The organism is Legionella sp. MW5194 (assembly GCF_016864235.1).
Lineage (GTDB): Bacteria > Pseudomonadota > Gammaproteobacteria > Legionellales > Legionellaceae > Legionella_C.
Genome location: NZ_CP045732.1, coordinates 555,307 through 577,683, shown reverse-complemented (window position 1 = coordinate 577,683; position 22,377 = coordinate 555,307). Strand labels below are relative to the sequence as shown.

Below are 22,377 nucleotides of genomic sequence, written 5' to 3'. Positions count from 1 at the left end.
TGGCTCAACATAGTCTTATTTACTTTGCTTATTTTTATATTTCCTTGTGCCTCATAGATTATCAATGACGAAATAAATTATACAACTCTCGAATATCGGTACGATTAATGAGTTTTTGTAATCAAATACTTCAAGACACATATGGTCAAAATCTTGGTTCTAGTAGGGCCGACACCAGCGAACTAAGCGAGGGCACTTATAGACAAGTAGCCGAGGTCTACTTCCCCTGATATAGCTCCGCAAACTGTCTCATGTTATATTCAGCAAGATAAAACTTGGATTGGCTACAATGCAAAAACCAAAGTTTATATAAATCTCAATGGGGTTCATTATGCCCCAGCATGGTTTGACCAGCATAGAGAATTAAGATATTCAGGACTAAACATTGCACTGGAAAAACTAGAGAAGAAATATATTACGCTACCAATAGAACCAACAAAGAAGCCTACATTTCGATTCCTTTCTCCAGTAGAGTTATTGCCCTTATATAATGCTTCACCCAATAGAAAGTTATTAAATAGAATAAGAAATTTAAAACTTTATAATATCCAGTCTACATGCCTAACCTATAAGTCATCATCCCTAACATTGATTAGAATAGAGACCGCTTACGACAGCCTCTGAACATTTTAATGATAAGGCTCTATCGCCGCCAACTGCCTTTTGACCGACAATCGCGCCCCCAACCAACCGAGAAGGATAGCCGCAAAAACGATGAGATAAGCCTGCTTGACCGATAAACCAAGCAGCGGGTAATGCATTTGATAGGATGAAGCCAGCTCCTGAACGGCGACCGCGATGCTTAACATGAAAATATTAACCAGCAACACCGCAAAGATAGCCCCAACCAGACCATACCAGACCCCGGAATACAGAAAAGGGCGGACAATAAAGGCATCGGTGGCGCCGATCAGTTTCAGAACCTGAATTTCCTCATGACGGTTATGGATGGCTAAACGCAGAGTATTGCCGACGATAAGCACCACCGCACAGGCAAGCAGTGCCATTAAGGCATGCGCTGTTTTGGAGGCAAACCCGAGAATGGCATGAAGCCGGGTTACCCATTCAATGTCGAGCTTGGCCTGTTCCACGTTGGGTAAGGCCTTCAAGCGGGCATAGAGCTGATCCACCTTGAGCGGTGTATCTATCCCCACCGCCGGAATCACTTCGATCACCGCCGGCAGGGGGTTTTCAGGAAGGTAGCGCATGATGTCGTTCATCCCTTCCTGTTTTTGCAGTTCCTGCATGCCTTCTTCCGGTGTTTTCAAGGTGGCGTGTCCCACCCCCTCGGTTTCCTGAATCTGAATCAGGGTTTTATTTTGATCCGCCGTGGTTAGAGGCTGTTTTAAATAAAGCGAGATATGGCCGCCACGCTGCCAATCAGCAGTCAATTGATTCAAACTGTCGCTGAAAACCCAAAAGAGTGCAGGAAGAGCCAGGGCAATGGCGATTACAATCACCGTCATCATCGTCGCCAACGGGCGGCGACAGAGAAAATTAAAGCTGTTGGTTGCTGCCTGCAGATGGTAGGCTGCCTGTGCACGGATGCTTTTTAACATACCCGCCCTCCCTTCAACATGATGATACGATGCCGCATGCCGGCAATCAGCGCCAAATCATGGGTAGCAATCAAAACACTTACCCCCACCTGATTAAACTGTTCAAACAGTCGCATGATTTCCGATGACAGGCTGGGGTCCAGGTTTCCAGTAGGCTCGTCAGCCAGCAGTAAGGCAGGCTTGTGCACAACAGCCCGGGCAATTCCGACACGCTGCTGCTCCCCGCCGGAAAGATGAATGGGCTGCATTTTCTCCTTGGTCAATAAGCCAACCATATCCAGCGCCGCATGCACACGCTTGGCGATCATGGCCGGTTGTACGCCCTGAATCTGCAAAGGCAAAGCGACATTGTCAAACACGGTGCGATCATTTAAAAGGTTGGGCGATTGGAACGTAATGCCCAGACTGCTTCGATAGTAGGCGATTTCCCGTTTTTTAAGCTGGTTAAGGCGAACGCCATTGACCGTCAGCTGACCGGACGAAGGAGACTCCAGTTTCGCAATTAATTTAAGCAGCGTGCTTTTGCCCGCTCCCGAATGACCGGTAATAAAGGCCATCTCGCCTTTCTGCAGGGTAAAGTCAACCTGACTAAGCGCTTCAAAGCCGCCGGGATAACGTTTGCTCACTTGATCGAATTTAATCATCATTGAATATGGCTCTGACAAATTGTTCTGCGTCAAAGGGACGTAGATCGTCAATCCCTTCACCAATCCCCAGATAACGAAATGGTATCCCTAATTCATTGGCAATGGCAAACAGTATTCCTCCTTTTGCCGTGCCGTCGAGCTTCGTCATGGTAATTCCGGTTAAACCGACAGCCTGATGGAATTCACGTGCCTGATTAAGCGCATTTTGCCCAATACTGGCATCCAATACCAGCATTGTTTCATGGGGCGCCTGGGGCTCAAGCTTCTGAAGTACCCGTTTGACTTTTTTCAATTCTTCCATCAGATTACCCTGCGTATGCAGACGCCCCGCCGTATCGGCAATCAGAATATCAATACCACGCGCCTTAGCCGCCTGCAATGCATCATAAATGACGGACGCGCTGTCCGCGCCGGTATGCTGGGCAATAACCGGAATCTGGTTGCGCTCCCCCCAGACCTGTAATTGTTCAACCGCCGCGGCGCGAAAGGTATCACCAGCGGCCAGCATGACTTTTTTCCCTTGCTGCTGGAATTGCCTGGCCAACTTGCCAATGGTGGTGGTTTTTCCGGCGCCATTGACCCCAACCGTTAAAATAACAAACGGGGTACCCTCATTGGTCTGCGGTATTAAAGGCTGGCTTTTTGCTGCCAGCAAGGCGGTGAGACGCTCCTTCAGCAACCCATACACTGCCTCTCCGTCTGCCAACTGTTTGCGGGCCAGGCTCTCGCTTACCTGCTGCAACACCGCTTGTGACGTCTCAATACCCAGATCGGCACTGAGCAGCAGCGTTTCGATATCCTCCATCAGCGACGCGTCAAGTTCCTTGCGGCCAAGCAACAGGCGGCCAATGCCCTCGCCCAATTGATGGCGGGTTTTGCTCATGCTTTGCTTCAGGCGGGCGTAGAATCCAGGTTTGCTCTGCGCCTCATTGTCAGCAGGCAGCGAGTGTCCTGTGTCGGCGGGCAAATTTTCTACAGTCAAATCCTCGCCCCGTGCTTCATCAGCCGCAGACGTTGGCGTGGTTCCATTTTGATTTCTTTTAAACCATTTAATCATAAGGTGTACAAAACGAAGGAAATGTGAAATTCTATCACTTTTTTTGGTTCGGAGTTAATCCATGCGGCTTGCATTATTGCTTTTTTGCGCTGCTTTATCCTCTTATGCGGCTGACAATGTTCATCAGTACACCCTGGATAACGGCTTGAAAATTGTTGTCAAGGAAGATCACCGCGCGCCCGTGGCCGTGACAATGATTTGGTACAACATTGGCTCAGCAGATGAGCCGGGCGGAATCACCGGCGTTTCACATGCGCTGGAACACATCATGTTTAAAGGCACAGAAAAATACCCCCTGGGCACCTTTTCCAAAACCATTGCCAATGTCGGCGGGGAAGAAAATGCATTTACCAATTATGATTACACCGCCTATTTTGAAAAAATAGCTGCGTCGCAGTTACCGACAACTTTTGAACTCGAAGCCGATCGCATGCAGAATCTGCTGCTTGATAAAGACGAATTCGCCAAGGAAATGAAAGTCATCCAGGAGGAACGCCGCCTGCGTACGGACGATAATCCCCAGGCTTTGACATTTGAACGTTATCTCGCGGCGGCTCACCTGGCCGATCCTTACCATCACCCGGTGATTGGCTGGATGAGCGACATTAAACAAATGAATATCGAGGATTTAAAATCCTGGTATCAACATTTTTACGCACCCAACAATGCCACCCTGGTGGTGGTAGGCGATGTCAACGCCGACAAGGTGTATGAACTCGCCAAGTTGTATTTTGGTCAGATCCCAAGACGGCCTGACTTCATTCGTAAACCTCAGCAGGAGCCGCCAGCCCTGGGCACCAAGTCGGTTGAAATCCATGCGCCAGCCAAACTGCCCATGCTGATGTTCGGTTACAGCGTGCCCAGTGTCAAAACAGCCGCAAACGAGTGGGAGCCTTATGCCCTGGAAGTCATTGCGGCCATTCTGGACGCCGGTGAGAGCGCGCGCTTCGCACGCAATCTGGTGCGCGGTTCGCACGTAGCCAGCAATGTTGATGTTTACTACGATCTTTATACCCGTTACCAGACGCAATTTACATTGTTTGGTATTCCAACCCAGTCACACAGCATTGCAGAACTGAAAGCCGGCATACTGAAAGAGTTGCAGCGTCTGCAGAGAGAACCAGTCAGCGCACAGGAACTGCAACGGATAAAGACCCAGATTATTGCTCAGAAAACCTTTGAAAAAGACTCTATCTTCGGCCAGGCCATGGAAATTGGCGTTCTGGAAACGTTAGGCCTGGGCTGGAAAACGGCCGATGTCTACACCGATAGAATCAACAGCATTACTCCCCAACAGATTCAGGACGCGGCAAAAAAATACTTCCGTGCTGAATCCATGACTGAAGCCCAGTTATTCCCAGTGTCCCAACCTGAGAGACGATAATGAAACGATTGTTTTTGATTGCCTTCCTTTTTTCATGTGCCTCTGCGACAGAGGCTAATACATTCAAGACTAAAAAATGGGAAACCAGCCATGGGGCTAAAGTGGTCTTTTATCAGGCGAAAGAAGTACCGATGCTGGACATCAATGTCGCCTTTGCCGCAGGTTCTGCTTACGATGACCGGCAATTTGGTCTGGCTTCGCTGACGGCCAGCATGCTCGATCAGGGCAGTGGTCGCCTGGATGCCTCGCAGATTGCAGAAACCATCGCGGACACCGGGGCGCAATACAATTATGAAACCAGTCGGGACATGGCGGTATTCCGCTTGAAGACCCTGACCTCGGAAGCGGCGTTAAAACAGTCGGTCGACGCCTTTTCCCTTATCATTAACAAACCCGCTTTCCGACAGGAAGCCTTTGATCGCCAGAAGAATCAATTATTGATGACCATTGCGCAAATGCAGGAATCGCCGGATGATGTCGCTAACATGACATTCTTCAAGCAGCTTTACAAAAATCACCCCTATGCCCATCCAGTGAATGGCACTACAGAAACCGTAAGAATGCTGAATGCCTGGCAGGTGCGCAATTTTTACAAACGTTATTATGTCGGGGCTAATACCGTCATTGTTCTGGTTGGTGCCATCGATGAGGAAAAAGCGCATCAGATCACGGAGCAGCTGACTGAATTTTTACCCAAAGGCGACCATGCGGCCCCCATTCCAAAAGCCGAGGCATTGGCTGCAGCAGAAAAAGTGGATGTTGTTTTCCCCTCATCCCAAACCATGCTGCGTCTGGGCCAGGTCGGCATTAACCATGCCTCACCCAATTATTTTCCGCTCATGGTGGGCAATTACATTCTTGGCGGCGGAGCCCTGGTGTCTCGACTGGCAACCGAGGTTCGGGAAAAACGCGGATTAACCTATGGCATTTACAGCCAATTTGTCCCCATGCCAGGTGACGGTCCATTTATTATCAGCCTGGCAACCGAAAATAATCAGGCAAACACGGCGTTACAGGTTACCCGCGAAACACTGGATGGCTTTTTAAAAATGGGGCCGAGCGAAGAGGAATTGACGGCGGCCAAGCAATACTTGGCCGGTAATTTCCCCTTATCCCTAGCCAGCAATAACAGCATTGCCGGCATGCTGCTACGCATTGCTTTTTACAATCTCCCTGATGATTATTTAGACACTTATGTGGCTCGAATTGAAGCCGTCAGTGTTGAGGACATTAAAAAAGCATTCGATGAGGAACTGAAACCTTCGCAAATGCTGTTAGTCACCGTAGGGAAAAAGTGAAACAGCAGATTCGCATCATCGGCGGCAAATTTCGCGGCAGGAAAATCGATTTTCCTGATGCACAGGGATTAAGGCCCACTCCCGACAGGGTGCGGGAAACCCTGTTTAACTGGTTGATGCACGACATCCGCGGCGCACGTTGCCTTGATGCCTTTGCCGGCAGCGGCGCCCTCGGTTTTGAGGCGTTCTCCCGCGGGGCGGCCCGGGTTACCCTGGTGGAGCAAAATCGCCTTGTTTTTAACCACCTGTTGGCCGTCAGCCATTCTTTCGATCCGTCCCACCTGTCGGTCATTCACGACGATGCCCTGGCGTTTTTAAACAGTACCCGGGAGACCTTTGATCTTGTTTTCCTCGATCCTCCCTTTGCCAAATCCCTCCATGAGAGGTGCTTCACCCTCCTTGAGCAAAGCCATTGTCTGCCTTCAGGCGGTTTGGTGTACGCAGAATCGCCCGCATTAATCGCCCTTGATCCGACCAAATGGCAGGCCTTGAAAAGCAAACAGGCAGGCCAGGTTTTTTATGCCCTCTACAAAAAGAGCTAAGAGTTTGAAATACCGTGACTTGTGCTTGACAAGGGGGCCATGGTCCTGTTTCAATCAATGCAGTACTTATCGATAATAAAGCAACGACGATGAACAACAAGCTTGTTATGCTTTTAACCACCTCTCTTTTATTAGCAGGTTGTCATAGCACGTTTAAAAAACCCCCCATTAATGCCCCTGCTGATGATGCCAGCATCAAACTCGCCGAAGCCGCTTCCTCTGTCAGTGATTCCATGCTGGAGATGGCTCGCGTGGAAAAAGTCATTACGCCCCCTGTGCGGGATAATACCCTGACCATCCCCAATGCTTACACGTTGCAGGCACGGGCATCAGTAGACTGGTCTGGACCGATTGAAGAACTTACTGCACGCATTGCCAAAGCCGCTCACTTTCGCATGCGGATTCTTGGAAAAGAGCCGGCTGTACCGGTACTAATCAGCATTACCGCCAAGGACGAGAGCCTGGCTGAAATTCTGCGTGATATTGATTATCAGGCAGGTCGTAAAGCCAGCATTCACGTTTACCCTAACAGTCAGGTTGTAGAATTACGCTATGCTAAAATTTATTCCTAGTCTCGCTTTGACCTGCGCAACCGCCCTGCTGGCGGGTTGCTACTCTTCTTCGCATCAGACAACCGTCGTAATTAATGGCGATACGGCCTCATTGGCGGGCCTGCAGGCCATGGCCAATACACGCGGCGTCACCTCCAATAAAAACGGCATGAGCAAGATTCGCGAAATGGCGCTTCGAGAAACAGCCTTGAGTCTCGGTGCCCAATCCGGTTTAGCCTGCCGGGCCAAGATCATTGATGAAGAATTAACCCGCAAAGCTCGCGATCTGGATGCTGTTTTTGATTTCAATGCGCTAGTCCTTGAGCACAATATTCTGCCGCCTGTATTACTCGAGGGACGCAATACCCTTAACCTGGCGGACATGCAAACCATCCGAATTTCTGACCGCACCTACAAGGTGGCGAAGCAGGCGCATTTTATAACCACACCGCCCAACTGGCGCCAGTACCTGTGGATGGATTATAAAAAACCCGAATACCCCAACATTACCCTTCTGCCCAAAACCAAGGAAGAACGGCAATTGTGGAGTTTTTATGTCGCCAAAGGGTGGAAAAACGGCATTGAACAGGCCAATACCATTCTTGAAGAAAGTGTGGCCCGAATCAAAGAAGACTATAACGGCATGATTTTGTACCGGAAGCTGTTAGCCATGAACATGGTATCGCCTCCCTACGTTTCACACACCGACCTCGGCGTAACCGGAGACGGCTCAGAAATTCATATTGATGATCGTGTCCTGCGTATCACGGCGCTGCCAGCCCTTAACATTAACAGCAAGGAGTGGCGTGCGGCGGTGGCGAAAGACGAGGAAGCGCTGGCGCATTTCCGCACCATGGAAAAACTGGCGCAAAATGCCAAGATTGTGATTACCAACAAATCCTGGCAGCCTAATATTGCCCCGGTCAATAAGGACATTACCCCGGTTAATTAGCGATTTCGCCATGCTTGCAACCCCTTGTTAGTATATACTTTTAACAACAAGGGGTTATCCCTGACCGACCTTGCAGTCCGGCTGCAAGGTCAATAAACCCGTTTTGATTCATTATTCTATTCAGCCAAGGCTAATTTATGAGCAGCAACATTAATTTAATGCCCGATGAACCCACGCGATTTACACCGGTCTTTATGGACAAAATGCTTGAGCATGCCGAAAGTTTAAAGGCCTCGGATATTACCATTCAAACCGGCTCACCCATCTTTGCTGAAGTGTATGGCCGTCTGCTGAAAATCACTAACCGCAGTCTCTCCAATACCGAGTTGGGCGATTTGATTAACTCCATTTACGGACCGAACGCCACCACGCAATTACTCTCCGGTAAGGACATTGACACCCATTACGAATTCCGACCCAATCGCGGCGTACGTTACCGCTACCGGGTCAATGCAACCTCCTGCCTGGTGGAAGGGCACGATGCCATTCAAATCACCTTAAGAACGATTCCCACCACACCGCCCAAATTGGAAACCATGGGCTTGCCGGATAATATCATTAAAGCCATTGCACCTCAGGAAGGCATTGTGTTCATCACTGGCGCCACAGGTTCGGGTAAATCCACGCTGCTGGCATCCATTATTCGTGATTTGATTGAAAAAGATGATTCTAACCGCAAAGTGCTGACGTACGAGGCACCCATTGAATTTGTGTATGATGAAATTGAAACCATTTCTTCTGTCGTCAGCCAATCCGAAATTCCCCGCCACCTGCCCGACTTTGCTGACGGGGTGCGTAACGCCCTGCGCCGCAAGCCTCGCCTCATCATGGTGGGGGAATGTCGCGATGCTGAAACCATCAGCGCAGCGCTGGAGGCGGCATTAACAGGCCATCCGGTCTATACCACACTGCATACCTCCGGCGTAGCAGAAACCATGCGCCGTCTGGTCACCTCCTTTGCCGGCGAAGAGCGCCTGGGGCGCACCATTGATATTCTTGAAACCATTCGTCTTTGTATCTGGCAAAAACTGGTACCGACAGTGGATGAAAAGCGGGTTGCCTTACGCGAATACCTGGTTTTTGATGAAGAGGTACGGGATATCCTGCTGGAAAGCGATCCCAATGAAGTCACGTCCACCACGAGAAAACTGGTCAGGCAACGCGGCCAGTTAATGACCATTGATGCCAAAGATAAGTTTGAGCAGGGCATCATCAGTGAGCGGGTTTATAAACTCATATTGGCCGGTACAAAAGAGCAATACGACTAGAGAAACACCTTGGGGAACTGCAAAACCCTTCATACATCAGCGACTCCTTTCATCAGCAATAAAGCCAGTTTAACCTGGCTTTATGCGATAGTCCGTTACTCAACCGGAGGTTTACTAGGAGTCGCTTCCGGCTTTTTTGAGCTGGAGTCTACCCCCTTACCACTGACACTGGCGCCTTTGGAGGCACCTTGGCCGGTGAGTTTCTTCATACCCTTCATGGCGTAACCCTGCAGCTGTTGATCCATTTGACCTGCAGCCTTCATCGTACTGGAGCCGGCACCCTCAACTTGTTTCTTGCCTTCTTCAGCCCATTGCGAGGTTTCCTGGCCTATACTCTCACCCTGCCCGCCAATCCAGCGCAACACCTTGTCGGGAAGGTAGGTAATTAAGGTAAACGATTTCTGCACCGCCGTGATGTACATGGTGGTGTAGATGAGGATGGCAAAGAAGAAACCGTAAATACCCGCCCAACCGGTGTAACCAATGGTCGTGTCAATTCTTGCTGCTTTCTGAGCCGCATAATCTTGATTGGGTTGATAGGACGTGCCGTTGCCAGTAGGCGCTCCGGCAAGGATGGAGTTGCCAAAATCAGAAGCGCCGGTGACATTCCAGGTCGGTGCATTGGGATCGCCCTGGACGAACGTAACCGCATTGGCAAAACCGGCATTGATCACCCACACCGCCACATAGGATAGGGCAATGGCTGAAATATAACCGATGATCATCATGGCCGGCCTCAGGAAAACGTTCATCAGGATCATGATCGCCTGCTCGCCCTTACCGAAGGCATCATGCCCCTCTGGATGGGTCACACCCAAAGCGACAATGGGCGCGGCGACCATGGCTTCAATCACTGCAATCAGCCAGGCAATGGTTCCAAAGGTGAAAATCATGTACGGCAGGAACGGGATGTAGTAAGCCGTCAGGAAACCGATGCTCACCATGGTGCTTAACCAGGCAAACAGCAGGGGCATGACCATGGCCAGTAAAGGGAAAATAAAGATACCGAACCAGGGAATAATAGCGCTCATGATGGCAAGCCCCATCAGGTATATCCATAATTCATTAGCAAAGTTAATGTAGTTAACGCCCATGTTGGCCAGCGCCACCACCGGGTTAACCGTCGGCTGCTGAATGAAGGACACCCCGTGTTTGAAGATTTCCGCCATACCGAGTAACGGCAGGGACAGGAACGACATGACAATCATGTTAATAATGGATGACATCATGGTCAGGAAGAAGTTAAACAGGTTCCTGATGATGAGGTTGTAGAAGATGTCACCCAACAATTGCCCCAGACAGAATTTAAAGAAGACAATCTTGACTTCACCACAGGGGAAATCCTGTGATTTTAAATACATGGGTCCGGGCGACAGGTCCATATTAAACTTCATGGCAAACTGGGGCGGAGTCAGTCCGGGTTGACCAGGCAGATTCACCATGACCGAGTTATTGATGAAGCCATATACCGTAGAGGAAAGAACCCCGCTTTGTGCCTTTTGAGCCGCATTATTACCAAAGGTCGGCGGGCTCAGCGGCGCGGTATTGGGTCCGACCAGTGTGGAACCGTTAATCAATCCCACCATGTTCTGGATTGGCGTCTGGTTACCGCCTAACCATTGACACAAGGCCGCATAAGTCCCGCTGCATTGCTTGTTCTGGCTAAACGCGTTGAGTGGAATCTGACTGTCAAACTGGCTGCCCTCCAAACCGGTATTGGTGTCTGTCTGATTGGCGGTCTGCAAATCAGAGGCATTCAGGCGGGCTAAGTCAAAGAAATAGCTGCCAGCCATGAGCCAGCCCTGTTGCTGTGCTTTGGAAATAAACGCACGCTGCTTATTGGCATTACTGCTGTCTTGAGCCTGCCGGATAAGATTGAGCGTTGGCATCATGATGCCGTTATAATCCGTTATTGCCCCCTGAAATTCGGTACCGCTAAACAAAGGGGCGTTGGAATTGGAGGAGTCAGGACCCCAACTGACGCAATCGGTCGAAGGGCCATCGCAGGCCGAACCGGAGTTGAGGTACGGGACACCAAACTGTTGTTGCGCGACACCGGGTGCGAACGGTTTATTGTTGGTATTGGCGCCAGAAGAAGAAGGGTTCAGCGAAGGATTATTATTGACCATTACCTGGGCCACCATGGCCAAGTCCAGGTACATTTGCTGAATAGCAATAGCACGGGACATTTTCGCGGTTTCAAGGTCATTGTTCTTCACCACGCCAGACACCGTATTGATGTTGGCAATCGAACTCCAGGTAATCGAGCCGCAAATCCCGTTTAAAACGGCATAGGGATTATTGGAATCAAAATTCGGCATCTTGGCCGTGAATGTGTTTTTCGATGGATCCGCATTCTGAACCGCGACCATGTTCACGGAATTAATGAAATCAGGAACGGCCGTATTACAGAAAGGCGCCATGGCTGCAGAAGGCGTGCCGGAGCAAACTCCTTCCCCGCTGCTTTTTTGACTCATTAAGGTTTGACGCTGACTTTCCAGGGCTTGTTGAATACCAGCCATACACACCTGACCAGCCAAAATCTTGGATGCCCCGGTAGCCACACTGTTGCCGCCGGCCTGCAAGGACGTCAAGGGGTTAATCTGGGTCTGAACAATCACACCCCCACGGTTTAAATAGCTTAGAGCCGCTTCCCACACTTTATCCGCGGCTCCCACACCCTGCAGCACCACCCACATCACAAAAATTTGCATCAGGCAATAGCCGGATGCCTTGGGAATTAACAAGGCCAAACCTAAAGTCGAACGAACGGGAACCCAGATGGATGACCATTTCTGGCCAAGCATTTGCCCTTCCTGCGCGGTATTCATGGTCGATACCAGCAGTGTATACATGATGACAATACCGCCTAACGCCAATACGGCCGAGTTAAACACGGAAAACATACTGCCCATGATCTGACTGCCGCTGCCATGCAGCACGCCATCGACAATACCAAAAATATTGCCGAGAAAAACCACAGAGTAATCGCTGGGAGGCGGGGCAAAACTCAGTGAACCGGAAGAACTGTCTGCTGCTAAAGCCAGCGCAGGGAACAACGTCATTAACAACGTACTAACAATTTTATTCATGGTTTTTCACCCATCAAACCTTGCCTGAACCATTCCCTGAAGGTGCATCCAAGTTTTCGAACTTTAATCTGGTAATACCAAAAATGATAACGAAACGCCAAAGTCAGGGCGATGAGCATCACCACGAGGCTGATGATAACCGCGCTGATTGATCCATAAATCACATGATAAACAGCATAGGAAAAGACCAGAATGGCTGCAATGAACATTAAAATACTTAATCGGAAAAGCGCTTTTTGCTGGGCGACCAAATCTTTTTCAGACAGATTGTATTTGGCCATGGCCATCTTAAAGGACTCACCACTGCCTGTCGTTTTTTGCGGCACGAAAAGCCGCTTGAAGCCGTCTCCCAGATACAATGTAAACGACTTCATTCTGTCGAAATCAGACCATTTGCGAACATTAAAAATATTCTTTAAAACAGTCACTATTCTTGACGGCGACTCTTTTTTCATAAAATTTACTTTTCACTATTAGACTTTTACCCTTCTTACTATACTATAGTAGTTAGAACATGCGCAGTCCATCAATTCATAACACCGTAAAAAAAGAGTAAAATATGCCCGATCTCAGCCACCAGGCCTCCGCTCAATACTGGTTTGAATACGTGGATCCGATGATCTATCGGGTGATCACTTTTATGGAAAGTGTTGAAGACTGGACTCTGGATGGCGATCCGGCTCTTGAAGAGGCTTTAAACCGTTTGGGGAACGAGCTGGATGACATCGAAAAAATCGATTTGGGCGTCCTGGGCCAGGAAGATGTCTTTATTCGTCTGGTGGGTAATATCAAGGCAGGGCGCGGCCTTCGCTTGCTGCAAGCCATTGATACGGTCCATCCGGGCAGTGCCTCACGCATTTTAATTCACGCCGAGGAAAACAGCGCCGGAAGCTTTGACCCCGCCGGATTTTTTCTAAAGCGCAATATCACATTTGAACGGCTGCGCCTGCTTGCCCGTGTATTTTCTGAATATCGCTTAAAACTTGTTGCACGCGCTCTTGAAGGGGAAGAATGATGAAAAAAACGTTGCGCCACGTTGTACTGCCCGGTCTGTTGGTGTTGAGCTCCTATGCTGGCGCCCAAAATCCCAACGACAATAACCAGCAAAGCATTGATGGTTTATCCCATCGCCTTAAAGTACTGGGTGAATACCTCGGGTATGATTTAAATTCATTCTGCCCCACAGTAGGCGGCCAATGCCAGCTGGAGCCGAATCAAACCCAGAGCGCCTTCAGTAATTTCCTCATCGACACCAATACCGCTTCCCAATACCAGATTAATCTGCTGGCCTCCTACATTGGTGCGTTGTTGCCAGCCAACAGCACCTCAGGCGCCACGCAGGATCAGGGCAGCCAATCGTCCTTGATTCCGGCCACCATGACGACTTATCAGTCGCTGTTTCAGAACTTTGCCAGTAAAACATTCCCCGGTTACAATTCGCCTTCGAATGCAACCGTCTCCGTCTCCGACTTAATCGATCAGACCCCCTACCAGGCGGATCCGGTTAATCAGGCCATTTTAAACATCCTGTCAACCCCCGATGCCAGTTACTGTATGGATCAAAACGGTGGTTATGTACAGGGCGATTGCTTCACTGGCCAAAACAATTCCGGCAACAATGGCGGTGGACCGGTTATTTCACAAAACCAGGTGATGATCAATGTGATTGGTACGCCGCCAGGCACCGGGTTTTTCCCTCTGGGTAAACAAAACGAGAATTTAGTGGCGCAATTGAGTATGGATAGTTTGCTTGGTCCGTTATTATTCAGTACCGGCAGTTCATCCAGTCAACCCAGCAGCAACAGCGGTCTGGTGGCCAACAACCAGTTACAGACGGCGACTAATTTTATCCGCTACGCTTCCGGCATGGTGGCTCCTCTGACATTACCAAGCCGTGACGCCTACAGCCAACTTTACCTTACGGCTACCACACCGGTTGACAAGAATAACCCCAACCAGACTCAGGCCATGAAAGATCAGGCCATGGCGACGTTATCCAACTACCTGACTAACCTGCGAATCTACGCGGCACAGAGCTCTGTCGGCATCAGCAACCTGTATTACATCCTCTCCAAGCGCATGCCTCAACAAAGCGCTGCGTCCGGTCAAAATCAGGGGCAGACAAGCAGCCAGGCCTTGAATGAATTCAACATGGCCACCTGGCGGCTTTACAATACCAATACGACCTCCGGTTCTGAAAACCAGCAGTGGATTCAGCGCATTAACACCGCGTCGTCAGCCACCGTCCAAAAAGAGATTGCCATTCTTCTGGCAGAAATTAATTACCAGATGTACTTAAGCCGTCAGCAACAGGAGCGTATCCTGTTAACCAACACCATGCTGCTGATTCAAAATGCACGTGCCGCTCAACCCAGCCCATCCTTGTCGTCATCGGCTCTGGATGGCGGTAACAGCACAGGCACAGGTGCCAGCCAATAACCTAAGAAAGCAGTGATGGATAAGCAGGAACCTAGGTTCCTGCTTTTTTATTTGAGGGTAATGAGTAATACGTTGTAAAGAGCTGCTCGAGTTTAGCCAACACCGCGTCAACACTCACCAATTTCATGGTGTCTTCACCGTGAGCATGCGTTCCCCAGACATTGGTCGCTTCCGTCTTTTTAAGGACGTCAGTCACGGCCTGCGGATAACAATCGACCGCCAAATGGCGAAACGTATAGGGGCCTGAGACATTGGAACTGGTCACGGCGTGCAAGGCCACAACCGGAGTGCCCACGGCTGCCGCCATGTGCGAGGGACCGGTATCCGGACAAAGCATTGCCTGGCTCTGTTGAATCACTGCCAATAACTGTTTTGGCCGGGTTTTACCCACCAGATCGATGCAGTGAACCTGCTGCAAAATGGCATCGGCCAGTTGCCGATCATAATCCCCTGGACCACCGGTCAGGACAACCTGCACGTTCCATCGCTGCTGCGCTTCGTTAATGACTGCTACATACCGATCAACTGGCCAGCTGCGCTCGGGTTTACTGGCCGCCGGATTCACCAATAAAATCGGTCCCTGGGAAGGCAAATGCTCACGTGCCCATTGCACCTGCTCGTCAGCGATAGGCAAATCCCAGCGAATAGTCATAGAGGATAAATCAAGCGCTTGCGCAAAACGCAGAAAGCCATCAAGCGTGTGATCTTGACCTGGCGTAATGGTTTCTTTGATAAACAGAGCATGACCATCCTTCGCGCGAAGGCGGTCATAACCGATTTTACGCCTGGCTTTAATAAAGGGGTAAAGCAGGTTGGCGCGAAAACTGGATTGAATGGCCAACAGCACATCAAATTGCCGATGACGCATTTGTTTTCGGAAATGCCAATAGTCCTTAAACGTATCGGGTTTGGGAATCACGATGAATTCAACGCCATCCATGCCTTCAACCAGATCATAGGCCGGGCGGCAGATAACCCAGGTGATTTTAGCCTGAGGATAATGCGTCTGCAGGGTGCGTATCAATGGTACCGCCATTAACACATCACCCAACGCCGAAATACGAACAACACAAATGGAATTAATCATCTTGCAACAAAAATCGGGATCCGCAATAAGGGCATACTTCCTGGCCTGTTTTTTCAATGGGCAAATACACCTTGGGATGCGCATTCCATAATTGCATTTCATCCGTCGGACAGCTCAAAGGGAGATCACCGGGATGAACCACATACATTTTTTCAGTGCAGGCAGGTTGTTTTTTTTCATTTTCCGACATGTCTATCCTCATTAATCATTCGATTTTTGCGGGCTATTATCCAATATTTCCGCAAGCTTTGCCATGAATTCGCCGGTGATGTCCGGTTTGTCGCAGGAAAAAAAACACCCGTGCGGCCAACCGCGCAACCAGGTTAACTGGCGCTTGGCCAATTGCCGTGTCGCGGCGATGCCTTTGTCGCGAAACTGTTCATGATCATCCCTTCCGGCAAGATAATCCAACGCCTGCCGGTAACCCACCAGACGCATCGAGGGGTTGGCTGGCGTTAACAGAGGCCAGCGCACCATCAATTGCCTGACTTCCTCAACAAAACCCTGTTTAAGCATGGCATCAAAACGCAGAGCAATGCGTTCATGTAGCCAGGCACGTTCATTTGGAAAAAGAATGCAATTGACAAAACGATGGCGCGGTTGGCCTTTTCCCTGTTCTAAAAAATGAGACAAGGGTTTACCCGTTAAATAAAAAACCTCCAGGGCCCGCTGAATCCGCTGCGTGTCATTGGGGTGTATACGCGCGGCGGCAACGGCATCGACATCAGCCAATTCACGGTGCAAGGCCGCCCACCCTTTGTCCTCGGCCTGCTTCAGTAATTGCTGACGCAACACATCATCGGCTTCGGGTAAATCAGACAATCCCTGTTGCAGGGCATGGAAATACATCATGGTTCCACCGACGAGCAGTGGTATTTTTCCACGGGCATGAATGCCCTCAATCAAATGATTCGCCGCCTGGCAAAACTCAGCGGCAGAAAACGAGTCAGGCGGATCAAGAATGTCCAGCAACTGGTGTGGTGCGCGCAGCAGTTCATCAGCCGTGGGCTTGGCTGTGCCAATGTCCATACCGCGATAAATCATGGCCGAATCCACACTGATAATTTCCACAGGAAGCCGTTGCGCCAGATCACAGGCTAAGGCAGTTTTTCCCGAGGCCGTCGGCCCCATTAAACACAACACCGTCTCAGGCATGCAGCAATTCCCGGCAAAACAATGTGGACAAGGGTTTACAGTATGACGTCTCGGCGGCCAATGTTTCGGCCTGGTGATGCAGGAAATCTTTAAAATCGCCGTGCGCGCTACTGTTAAACTCAGGCAATTTTTGACTAGCTGTCAGTAAATGAATTAATTCGCTCTCAGTCGGCATGGGTTCGTTCAACAACCTGGAAAAAAAATCGCTAATGGCCAGATGCGGGGTTAGCAACGGCAGGGTTTGAACGAGGATCTGCGACTCGTTAAACCATTCGACCCGTATACCGATTTGACCGAGCACTTCACTATAGCGTTGTCGCTGCAAATTGTCCATTTTTTTCTCATATTGATAACGAACGGGTACAAGCAGCGGGCGAAAGGCCAGGGGGAGTGGTTGAACCATCAATTGCTTTAACAGCCACTCCCGATACAGGGCTCGCCAATCGGCGAGAAACACCTGTCCTGTGGCGCTTTGAAATACCATAAATTGCTCATCGATAGCCAGCATCGAGCAAGCAGTCGCGGCGGGCATCGCGGCCGACGTCAAAAAAACGGGGATTTTTTCCTGAAGCGGCAGGACAGAATTCTTCCTGCCTAACGCGTTTGGCAAATCCATGCCGGGGCTTTCACGTCGATCCAGCATTTTTTGTAATTGAGACACCAGAAAATCATGGATGAATCGCGGTTGTTGAAAACGTATCTCGTGTTTGGTGGGGTGAACATTGATGTCGATGTCCGCCGGATTAAGGGTTAAGTACAGCAGGCAGGCCGGATGTTTTCCCGGATAAAGCACCGGTTCATAGGCCTGTTTGATGGCATGATGAATTAATTTGTCTTTGACCATGCGTCCATTAATGTACACCCATTGCTTGTCGTTTTGATTGCGCTGGTAGTCCGCTTTGCCCACCCACCCCTGCAAGCGGACGCCGGCATGTTCTACGTCCACGTACACAGTCTGTTCGACGAATTCCTTGCCAAGGATTTTCCTGATGCGCCACAATGCCCCCTGCTCGTCCTTAGCCGCGGGTAAATCGAGGCACTTTTTACCATTATGCGTTAAATGAATGGCTAAATGCGGTGCACTCAAGGCAAACCGTTTAATCAATAATTCGATGGCCTGAAATTCCTGCCGTTCGCTCTTTAAAAATTTCTTGCGTACTGGCGCATTAAAAAAAAGATCCTTCACATCCACCGTCGTGCCCTGACTTCGGGCGCAGGGGTTGATTTGCAGGATGGCGTTTTCAGCCGTCAATTGCATGGCATGCGCCTGCTCGGCCGTTTTCGAGCTAATGCTTACACGACTGACCGACGCAATGCTCGCTAATGCCTCGCCGCGAAATCCCATGCTGTGGATCGCGTAGAGATCATTGAGTTGACTGATTTTGCTGGTGGCGTGAGGAGCAATGGCCAAGGGCAAATCGTCAGCGACGATGCCTGAGCCGTTATCACTGACTTTTATCTGATTCAAACCGCCAAAGCCAATGTCCACATGAATGGTATCGGCTTTTGCATCGTAGGCATTTTCCAGCAATTCCTTAACCACCGATGCCGGGCGCTCAATCACCTCGCCTGCGGCAATTTGATTAGCCACGGTAAGGGGCAGTTGCTTGATCCTTACGACCATGATGAAGGAATAACCAAACGTTGGCCAGCTTTTACCTGATTTCCTGACAAATGATTGGCACTTTTTAAAGCAGCCATGGACACGTGGTATTGAGACGCAATAGCAGGCAAGGTTTCACCCCGTCTAACCAGGTGCAGGCTGTTGCCGGACATGGCTTCAATGCGGCTGCCGTGCGGCGGATAATCCCAGAAGTAACGCTTAAGACCCTGGAAAATGGATTGCGTTAAACGCGTTTGGTAACGTGAATCGGTCAGGTTTCTCTCTTCTCTGGGATTTGAAATAAATCCTGTCTCAATCAGAATGGAGGGAATGTCCGGTGATTTAAGCACCATAAACCGTGCCTGCTCAACTTTGTGATTATGCAATTTCGTAACGGTATTCAGATTGCGCAATACCCGCTCGCCCATGTGCAGGCTGGCACCGATGGTTGCCGTCTGCGATAAATCAATGAGCACCTCTCGCACAAGGCCGCTTTGGTCATCCAAATCTTTAAGATTAACGCCGCCTAATTCTGAATAGTTTTCCTTCTCTGCCAACCAGCGTGCCGCTTCACTGGTGGCGCCGCGTTGCGACAGGGCAAACACGGAGGCACCGCTCGATTGCTGATTAATAAACGCATCCGCATGAATGGAAACAAACACATCCCCATTGTATTGGCGGGCAATGTTCAACCGTTCACGCAAACCGACATAATAATCGCCCCGCCGGGTCAATACAGCCCGCATCCCGGGTTGCCTGTCGATGATTTGCTTTAACTTAAGAGCAATGGCCAGGGTAATGTTTTTTTCCGCGGTGCGATGAGGTCCACTGGCCCCTGGGTCTTTACCGCCATGACCAGGATCAAGCACAATGACCACGTCCCTCAAGGGTTTTTTAGGCATGTTGCGTACAGGTACGGGTTTGCTTACCGGTTGACGAGACACGGCGAACGGTTTTACGCTCGGCGAGGAATAGGGTTTCACGCCGTTGGCAGAAATATCCAGCGCAAAGGCATGCTTGCCCCCTTTCCAGGGATTAGCGCGCAATTTAACCGCATCACGCACTTCAAACACCAGCCGCAGCGTGTGGGGATTAGGATGGCCGCTGCGAACCAGTTTGATTAATTCATTATTGAGATTGAGCTGGTTCAGATTAAAAGCGAGGTTCGTGTTTTCAAAATCAACCACCACACGATCAGGATTGGTTAATGTAAACACTTTATGGGCGATCGCACTGTCTAGCGTAAAAAACAACGACGTTTTACCCGCCTGCTGCTTGACTTGCACGGATTGCAGGCGCGCGGCCATCGCGTGATTCGCCAAAAGGAATAACAAACCTGATAAAACAAGTATTCTGCTTTTCATTGTTGGTCCGCCAGGCAAGTTAATATCGCTTCTCCAGCGACGGTTGATGCATACAAACTCATTAAACGCCCGTCCCCTTTCATTGCTAACAAACCATGTATATCCACATGCACCAAACTGTGCGGCGCCCGTTCTGGCCATTCGATACAACACAACGAGCGCCCAGTAAAAAATTCTCTAAAGCCAATGTAATCCAATTCAGCCTCATCATGAATACGATACAGATCAAAGTGGTGAATTGACAAGTCCTGACACTGGTAACTTTCAACCAGAGAAAACGTCGGACTTTTAATCGCCCCTGTCACACCCAAAGCGCGCAGCAAAGCACGCATAAAACTGGTTTTGCCTGCGCCTATTTCGCCGCTTAAGGTGAGCGTCAGCGGAAAGGTTAAACACGTGGCCAGTCTAAAAGCCAGCGCCACGGTGTCATTTTCATCGGCAAGGTCATAGTTTTGAACAGTCATACATCGGTTTCTTTTTGATTAACCAGTCTTTGCAGATAGGGCAGAAGATCACTGGCCAGCAAGCCTCGCTCACCCTGCTTCAGAGCAGCCCAATCCGCCGCTTGCGCATGCAGCTGCACGCCCAGTTTCAGGGCATTGCTTAAGGACAACCCCTGAGCCGCCAATGCGGCGAGAATACCGCTTAACACATCGCCCATTCCCGGGCTCGACATGCCGGGATTACCGGCTGCACAGAGGTAGGTTTCTATTTTATCGGTTTTAATTAATGAGCCTACGCCTTTAAGAACAACATTACCACCATAGCGCTGTTGAATCTCCGAAACAGCACCGCAACGATCGCGCTGGATGTCGGCTGTGCTTAATCCCAACAGAGCAGCCGCTTCTCCAGGGTGAGGCGTCAATATCCAATTGTCATCATGTTGCGGGTTTTGAGCCAGAAGATGAAGGGCGGACGCATCAATGACCATGGGTAATTGCGATGCAATGACCAGATTAAACAAATGAACCGCCCATTCATCCATGCCAAGACCTGGCCCAATCAGACAAACCGTCGCTTTCGCAAGCAGCGGCAAAAGCGCCTGCACATCATCAATGCCGACCGCCATCACCTCAGGGAATGCAGCAGGAATCATCACCGCGTGTTCCGGACGTGTTGCCACAGTCACCAGGCCCGCCCCCGCCCGCAAGGCAGCAGAAGCGGCGAGGCAAACAGCCCCGGGCATGCCAGGCCCGCCGCCAATGATGAGCACATGACCAAACATACCTTTGTGTGAATTGCGTGGCCGAGGGGTTAATAACGACTTTAATTCTTGCCCATTCAGCACTTCAACCTCTGGAACCAGGGAGGCAAGACAGGTTTCCAATCGCAGCGTATCCACCACAATAGTACCGCAATGGTCAGGACCATCCAGCGTCATCAGACCTGTTTTTTTACCAATGAAGGTGACGGTAGCCGCCGCTTTCACGCAAACCCCCATCGCTTCGCCGGTATCGCTGTTTAAGCCAGAGGGGATATCCATCGCCAGAACGGGACAATCGCTGCTGTTGATTTGAGTAATGGCTAAGGCTAAGGAACCTTGCACTTCTCCCTGTAACCCGATCCCGAGCAAGGCATCAATAATCACATCCGTTTCTTCATCGATGGGCTCGTCCAAATCCTGGCAGATAATGCCGGCCGCCACTGTCCGCAAAGCCGCATGACGTGCTGTGTCAGGGAGTTGTTCAATGGCCCGGTATTGATGAATAATCACACGATAGCCTTCTGCCTGTGCCAATCGCGCCAGAACATAGCCATCGCCGGCATTGTTGCCACCACCGCAAAAAACCGTCAGTACTCGCGCCCCGGGGAATCTGTTTTTGAGGCATCGGAAAGCGGCCTGCCCGGCTCTTTCCATCAATTCATCTACCGAAATGGCAAGCCGATGGATTGCCTCGCTTTCACAGAAACGGATTTGTCGGGTAGTGTACAGTGAATAGGCCGGGCTGGTCATGGCAGACTCCTTTTAAGAATCAGTCTTTTTGACCAACGTTAATGCAGGTTTGTTTTTTCCTCGACGTTCTATTTTACCCACAGGCGGTGGGGGCGGGGGTTCACTGGTTTCAACACCAAACTCCATACCGCGGCCATTCTCTTTGGCATAAATGGCAATCACTGCGGCAGGAACGACGAAAATTTGCACGGTCTGCCCTGAAAATCGAGCGGTAAACACAATGCGATCATTTTCCAGGTGCAAACCACGGCAAGCCTGCGGCGAAATGTTGAGAACGATACGCCCATTATTCACATGAGCGACAGGAACCTGAACGCCTGGATAATCCGCATTAACCAGAATATAGGGGGTTAAATTGTTATCCACTATCCAGTCATAGATAGCTCGAATTAAATAAGGCTTGTTCGGAGTCATATTCAAGCTCA

Annotated in this window: 21 protein-coding genes; 8 read left to right on the top strand and 13 right to left on the bottom strand. The window is 50.0% G+C overall.

The genetic code is table 11. The features are described from left to right. Window positions 1-629: 629 nt before the first annotated feature. Genes ftsX through ftsY form a run of 3 tightly spaced genes read right to left on the bottom strand, consistent with a single transcriptional unit; the run spans window position 630 to window position 3,263 of the window. Window positions 630-1,559 (bottom strand): permease-like cell division protein FtsX, encoded by a 930-nt coding sequence (gene ftsX, locus GH742_RS02755; protein WP_203456051.1) that lies wholly within the window; start codon window positions 1,557-1,559, stop codon window positions 630-632. Beyond that, on the bottom strand, window positions 1,553-2,203 hold the full coding sequence (gene ftsE, locus GH742_RS02750; protein WP_108294723.1) for a cell division ATP-binding protein FtsE: 651 nt from the start codon (window positions 2,201-2,203) through the stop codon (window positions 1,553-1,555). Before ftsE ends, ftsX begins: the two co-directional genes overlap by 7 nt. Next, entirely contained in the window at window positions 2,196-3,263 is a 1,068-nt protein-coding gene (ftsY, locus tag GH742_RS02745) for a signal recognition particle-docking protein FtsY (protein ID WP_203456050.1), read from the bottom strand. The genes ftsE and ftsY overlap by 8 nt, the downstream gene beginning before the upstream one ends. 61 nt (window positions 3,264-3,324) lie before the next feature. Between ftsY and GH742_RS02740 the strand changes: the two genes are divergently transcribed. The 6 genes from GH742_RS02740 (at window position 3,325) to dotB (ending at window position 9,258) form a co-directional block, all read left to right on the top strand. Beyond that, on the top strand, window positions 3,325-4,647 hold the full coding sequence (locus GH742_RS02740) for a pitrilysin family protein (RefSeq protein WP_203456049.1): 1,323 nt from the start codon (window positions 3,325-3,327) through the stop codon (window positions 4,645-4,647). Beyond that, window positions 4,647-5,945 carry a pitrilysin family protein gene (locus GH742_RS02735; protein ID WP_203456048.1) on the top strand — a complete coding sequence of 433 codons (1,299 nt, stop codon included), beginning with the start codon at window positions 4,647-4,649 and terminating at the stop codon, window positions 5,943-5,945. Before GH742_RS02740 ends, GH742_RS02735 begins: the two co-directional genes overlap by 1 nt. Continuing rightward, window positions 5,942-6,487 (top strand): 16S rRNA (guanine(966)-N(2))-methyltransferase RsmD, encoded by a 546-nt coding sequence (gene rsmD / locus GH742_RS02730; RefSeq protein WP_203456047.1) that lies wholly within the window; start codon window positions 5,942-5,944, stop codon window positions 6,485-6,487. The genes GH742_RS02735 and rsmD overlap by 4 nt, the downstream gene beginning before the upstream one ends. 89 nt (window positions 6,488-6,576) lie before the next feature. Beyond that, the gene (dotD, locus tag GH742_RS02725) at window positions 6,577-7,059 is read left to right on the top strand and encodes a type IVB secretion system lipoprotein DotD (protein ID WP_203456046.1); all 483 of its coding nucleotides are present in this window, start codon (window positions 6,577-6,579) and stop codon (window positions 7,057-7,059) included. Continuing rightward, on the top strand, window positions 7,040-7,990 hold the full coding sequence (locus tag GH742_RS02720; protein WP_203456045.1) for a type IV secretion system DotC family protein: 951 nt from the start codon (window positions 7,040-7,042) through the stop codon (window positions 7,988-7,990). The genes dotD and GH742_RS02720 overlap by 20 nt, the downstream gene beginning before the upstream one ends. A 137-nt stretch (window positions 7,991-8,127) precedes the next feature. Next, window positions 8,128-9,258 carry a Dot/Icm type IV secretion system ATPase DotB gene (dotB, locus tag GH742_RS02715; protein WP_239005257.1) on the top strand — a complete coding sequence of 377 codons (1,131 nt, stop codon included), beginning with the start codon at window positions 8,128-8,130 and terminating at the stop codon, window positions 9,256-9,258. A gap of 95 nt (window positions 9,259-9,353) precedes the next feature. On the opposite strand, the gene dotA is transcribed toward dotB, so the two are convergent. Continuing rightward, window positions 9,354-12,350, bottom strand: a complete 2,997-nt coding sequence (gene dotA / locus GH742_RS02710) for a type IVB secretion system protein DotA (protein WP_203456044.1) — start codon at window positions 12,348-12,350, stop codon at window positions 9,354-9,356. After that, entirely contained in the window at window positions 12,347-12,805 is a 459-nt protein-coding gene (gene icmV / locus GH742_RS02705; RefSeq protein ID WP_203456043.1) for a type IVB secretion system protein IcmV, read from the bottom strand. Before icmV ends, dotA begins: the two co-directional genes overlap by 4 nt. Window positions 12,806-12,909: 104 nt before the next feature. On the opposite strand from icmV, the gene icmW reads away from it, so the two are divergent. Continuing rightward, on the top strand, window positions 12,910-13,365 hold the full coding sequence (icmW, locus tag GH742_RS02700; RefSeq protein WP_108294637.1) for a type IVB secretion system protein IcmW: 456 nt from the start codon (window positions 12,910-12,912) through the stop codon (window positions 13,363-13,365). Next, window positions 13,362-14,789 carry a type IVB secretion system protein IcmX gene (gene icmX, locus GH742_RS02695; RefSeq protein WP_203456042.1) on the top strand — a complete coding sequence of 476 codons (1,428 nt, stop codon included), beginning with the start codon at window positions 13,362-13,364 and terminating at the stop codon, window positions 14,787-14,789. The genes icmW and icmX overlap by 4 nt, the downstream gene beginning before the upstream one ends. Before the next feature lie 31 nt (window positions 14,790-14,820). Here icmX and GH742_RS02690 read toward each other — a convergent pair whose 3' ends face one another. Genes GH742_RS02690 through GH742_RS02655 form a run of 8 tightly spaced genes read right to left on the bottom strand, consistent with a single transcriptional unit; the run spans window position 14,821 to window position 22,372 of the window. Next, window positions 14,821-15,876: a glycosyltransferase family 9 protein gene (locus tag GH742_RS02690; protein WP_239005256.1), complete on the bottom strand. Its 1,056-nt coding sequence runs from the start codon at window positions 15,874-15,876 to the stop codon at window positions 14,821-14,823. Beyond that, complete coding sequence (locus GH742_RS02685) at window positions 15,869-16,066, bottom strand: zinc-finger domain-containing protein (protein WP_108294631.1); 198 nt, start codon at window positions 16,064-16,066, stop codon at window positions 15,869-15,871. Before GH742_RS02685 ends, GH742_RS02690 begins: the two co-directional genes overlap by 8 nt. 11 nt (window positions 16,067-16,077) lie before the next feature. Then, the gene (gene miaA, locus GH742_RS02680) at window positions 16,078-17,031 is read right to left on the bottom strand and encodes a tRNA (adenosine(37)-N6)-dimethylallyltransferase MiaA (RefSeq protein WP_203456041.1); all 954 of its coding nucleotides are present in this window, start codon (window positions 17,029-17,031) and stop codon (window positions 16,078-16,080) included. Beyond that, window positions 17,024-18,622 carry a DNA mismatch repair endonuclease MutL gene (mutL, locus tag GH742_RS02675; RefSeq protein ID WP_239005255.1) on the bottom strand — a complete coding sequence of 533 codons (1,599 nt, stop codon included), beginning with the start codon at window positions 18,620-18,622 and terminating at the stop codon, window positions 17,024-17,026. The genes miaA and mutL overlap by 8 nt, the downstream gene beginning before the upstream one ends. Before the next feature lie 23 nt (window positions 18,623-18,645). Continuing rightward, window positions 18,646-19,998, bottom strand: coding sequence for an N-acetylmuramoyl-L-alanine amidase (locus tag GH742_RS02670; RefSeq protein WP_203456039.1), 1,353 nt, complete (start codon window positions 19,996-19,998; stop codon window positions 18,646-18,648). Then, window positions 19,995-20,462, bottom strand: a complete 468-nt coding sequence (gene tsaE / locus GH742_RS02665) for a tRNA (adenosine(37)-N6)-threonylcarbamoyltransferase complex ATPase subunit type 1 TsaE (RefSeq protein WP_203456038.1) — start codon at window positions 20,460-20,462, stop codon at window positions 19,995-19,997. The genes GH742_RS02670 and tsaE overlap by 4 nt, the downstream gene beginning before the upstream one ends. Then, window positions 20,459-21,952, bottom strand: a complete 1,494-nt coding sequence (locus GH742_RS02660; RefSeq protein WP_203456037.1) for an NAD(P)H-hydrate dehydratase — start codon at window positions 21,950-21,952, stop codon at window positions 20,459-20,461. Before GH742_RS02660 ends, tsaE begins: the two co-directional genes overlap by 4 nt. A 12-nt stretch (window positions 21,953-21,964) precedes the next feature. After that, window positions 21,965-22,372, bottom strand: a complete 408-nt coding sequence (locus GH742_RS02655) for a ClpXP protease specificity-enhancing factor (RefSeq protein WP_203456823.1) — start codon at window positions 22,370-22,372, stop codon at window positions 21,965-21,967. Window positions 22,373-22,377 lie beyond the last annotated feature (5 nt).

What these genes read in the sequence shown, in the direction of transcription:
- ftsX (WP_203456051.1), bottom strand. Translation starts at nt 1,559, where the DNA reads ATGTTAAAAAGCATCCGTGCACAGGCAGCCTACCATCTGCAGGCAGCA.
- ftsE (WP_108294723.1), bottom strand. Translation starts at nt 2,203, where the DNA reads ATGATTAAATTCGATCAAGTGAGCAAACGTTATCCCGGCGGCTTTGAA.
- ftsY (WP_203456050.1), bottom strand. Translation starts at nt 3,263, where the DNA reads ATGATTAAATGGTTTAAAAGAAATCAAAATGGAACCACGCCAACGTCT.
- GH742_RS02740 (WP_203456049.1), top strand. Translation starts at nt 3,325, where the DNA reads ATGCGGCTTGCATTATTGCTTTTTTGCGCTGCTTTATCCTCTTATGCG.
- GH742_RS02735 (WP_203456048.1), top strand. Translation starts at nt 4,647, where the DNA reads ATGAAACGATTGTTTTTGATTGCCTTCCTTTTTTCATGTGCCTCTGCG.
- dotD (WP_203456046.1), top strand. Translation starts at nt 6,577, where the DNA reads ATGAACAACAAGCTTGTTATGCTTTTAACCACCTCTCTTTTATTAGCA.
- GH742_RS02720 (WP_203456045.1), top strand. Translation starts at nt 7,040, where the DNA reads ATGCTAAAATTTATTCCTAGTCTCGCTTTGACCTGCGCAACCGCCCTG.
- dotB (WP_239005257.1), top strand. Translation starts at nt 8,128, where the DNA reads ATGAGCAGCAACATTAATTTAATGCCCGATGAACCCACGCGATTTACA.
- dotA (WP_203456044.1), bottom strand. Translation starts at nt 12,350, where the DNA reads ATGAATAAAATTGTTAGTACGTTGTTAATGACGTTGTTCCCTGCGCTG.
- icmV (WP_203456043.1), bottom strand. Translation starts at nt 12,805, where the DNA reads ATGAAAAAAGAGTCGCCGTCAAGAATAGTGACTGTTTTAAAGAATATT.
- icmW (WP_108294637.1), top strand. Translation starts at nt 12,910, where the DNA reads ATGCCCGATCTCAGCCACCAGGCCTCCGCTCAATACTGGTTTGAATAC.
- icmX (WP_203456042.1), top strand. Translation starts at nt 13,362, where the DNA reads ATGATGAAAAAAACGTTGCGCCACGTTGTACTGCCCGGTCTGTTGGTG.
- GH742_RS02690 (WP_239005256.1), bottom strand. Translation starts at nt 15,876, where the DNA reads ATGATTAATTCCATTTGTGTTGTTCGTATTTCGGCGTTGGGTGATGTG.
- GH742_RS02685 (WP_108294631.1), bottom strand. Translation starts at nt 16,066, where the DNA reads ATGTCGGAAAATGAAAAAAAACAACCTGCCTGCACTGAAAAAATGTAT.
- miaA (WP_203456041.1), bottom strand. Translation starts at nt 17,031, where the DNA reads ATGCCTGAGACGGTGTTGTGTTTAATGGGGCCGACGGCCTCGGGAAAA.
- GH742_RS02670 (WP_203456039.1), bottom strand. Translation starts at nt 19,998, where the DNA reads ATGAAAAGCAGAATACTTGTTTTATCAGGTTTGTTATTCCTTTTGGCG.
- tsaE (WP_203456038.1), bottom strand. Translation starts at nt 20,462, where the DNA reads ATGACTGTTCAAAACTATGACCTTGCCGATGAAAATGACACCGTGGCG.
- GH742_RS02660 (WP_203456037.1), bottom strand. Translation starts at nt 21,952, where the DNA reads ATGACCAGCCCGGCCTATTCACTGTACACTACCCGACAAATCCGTTTC.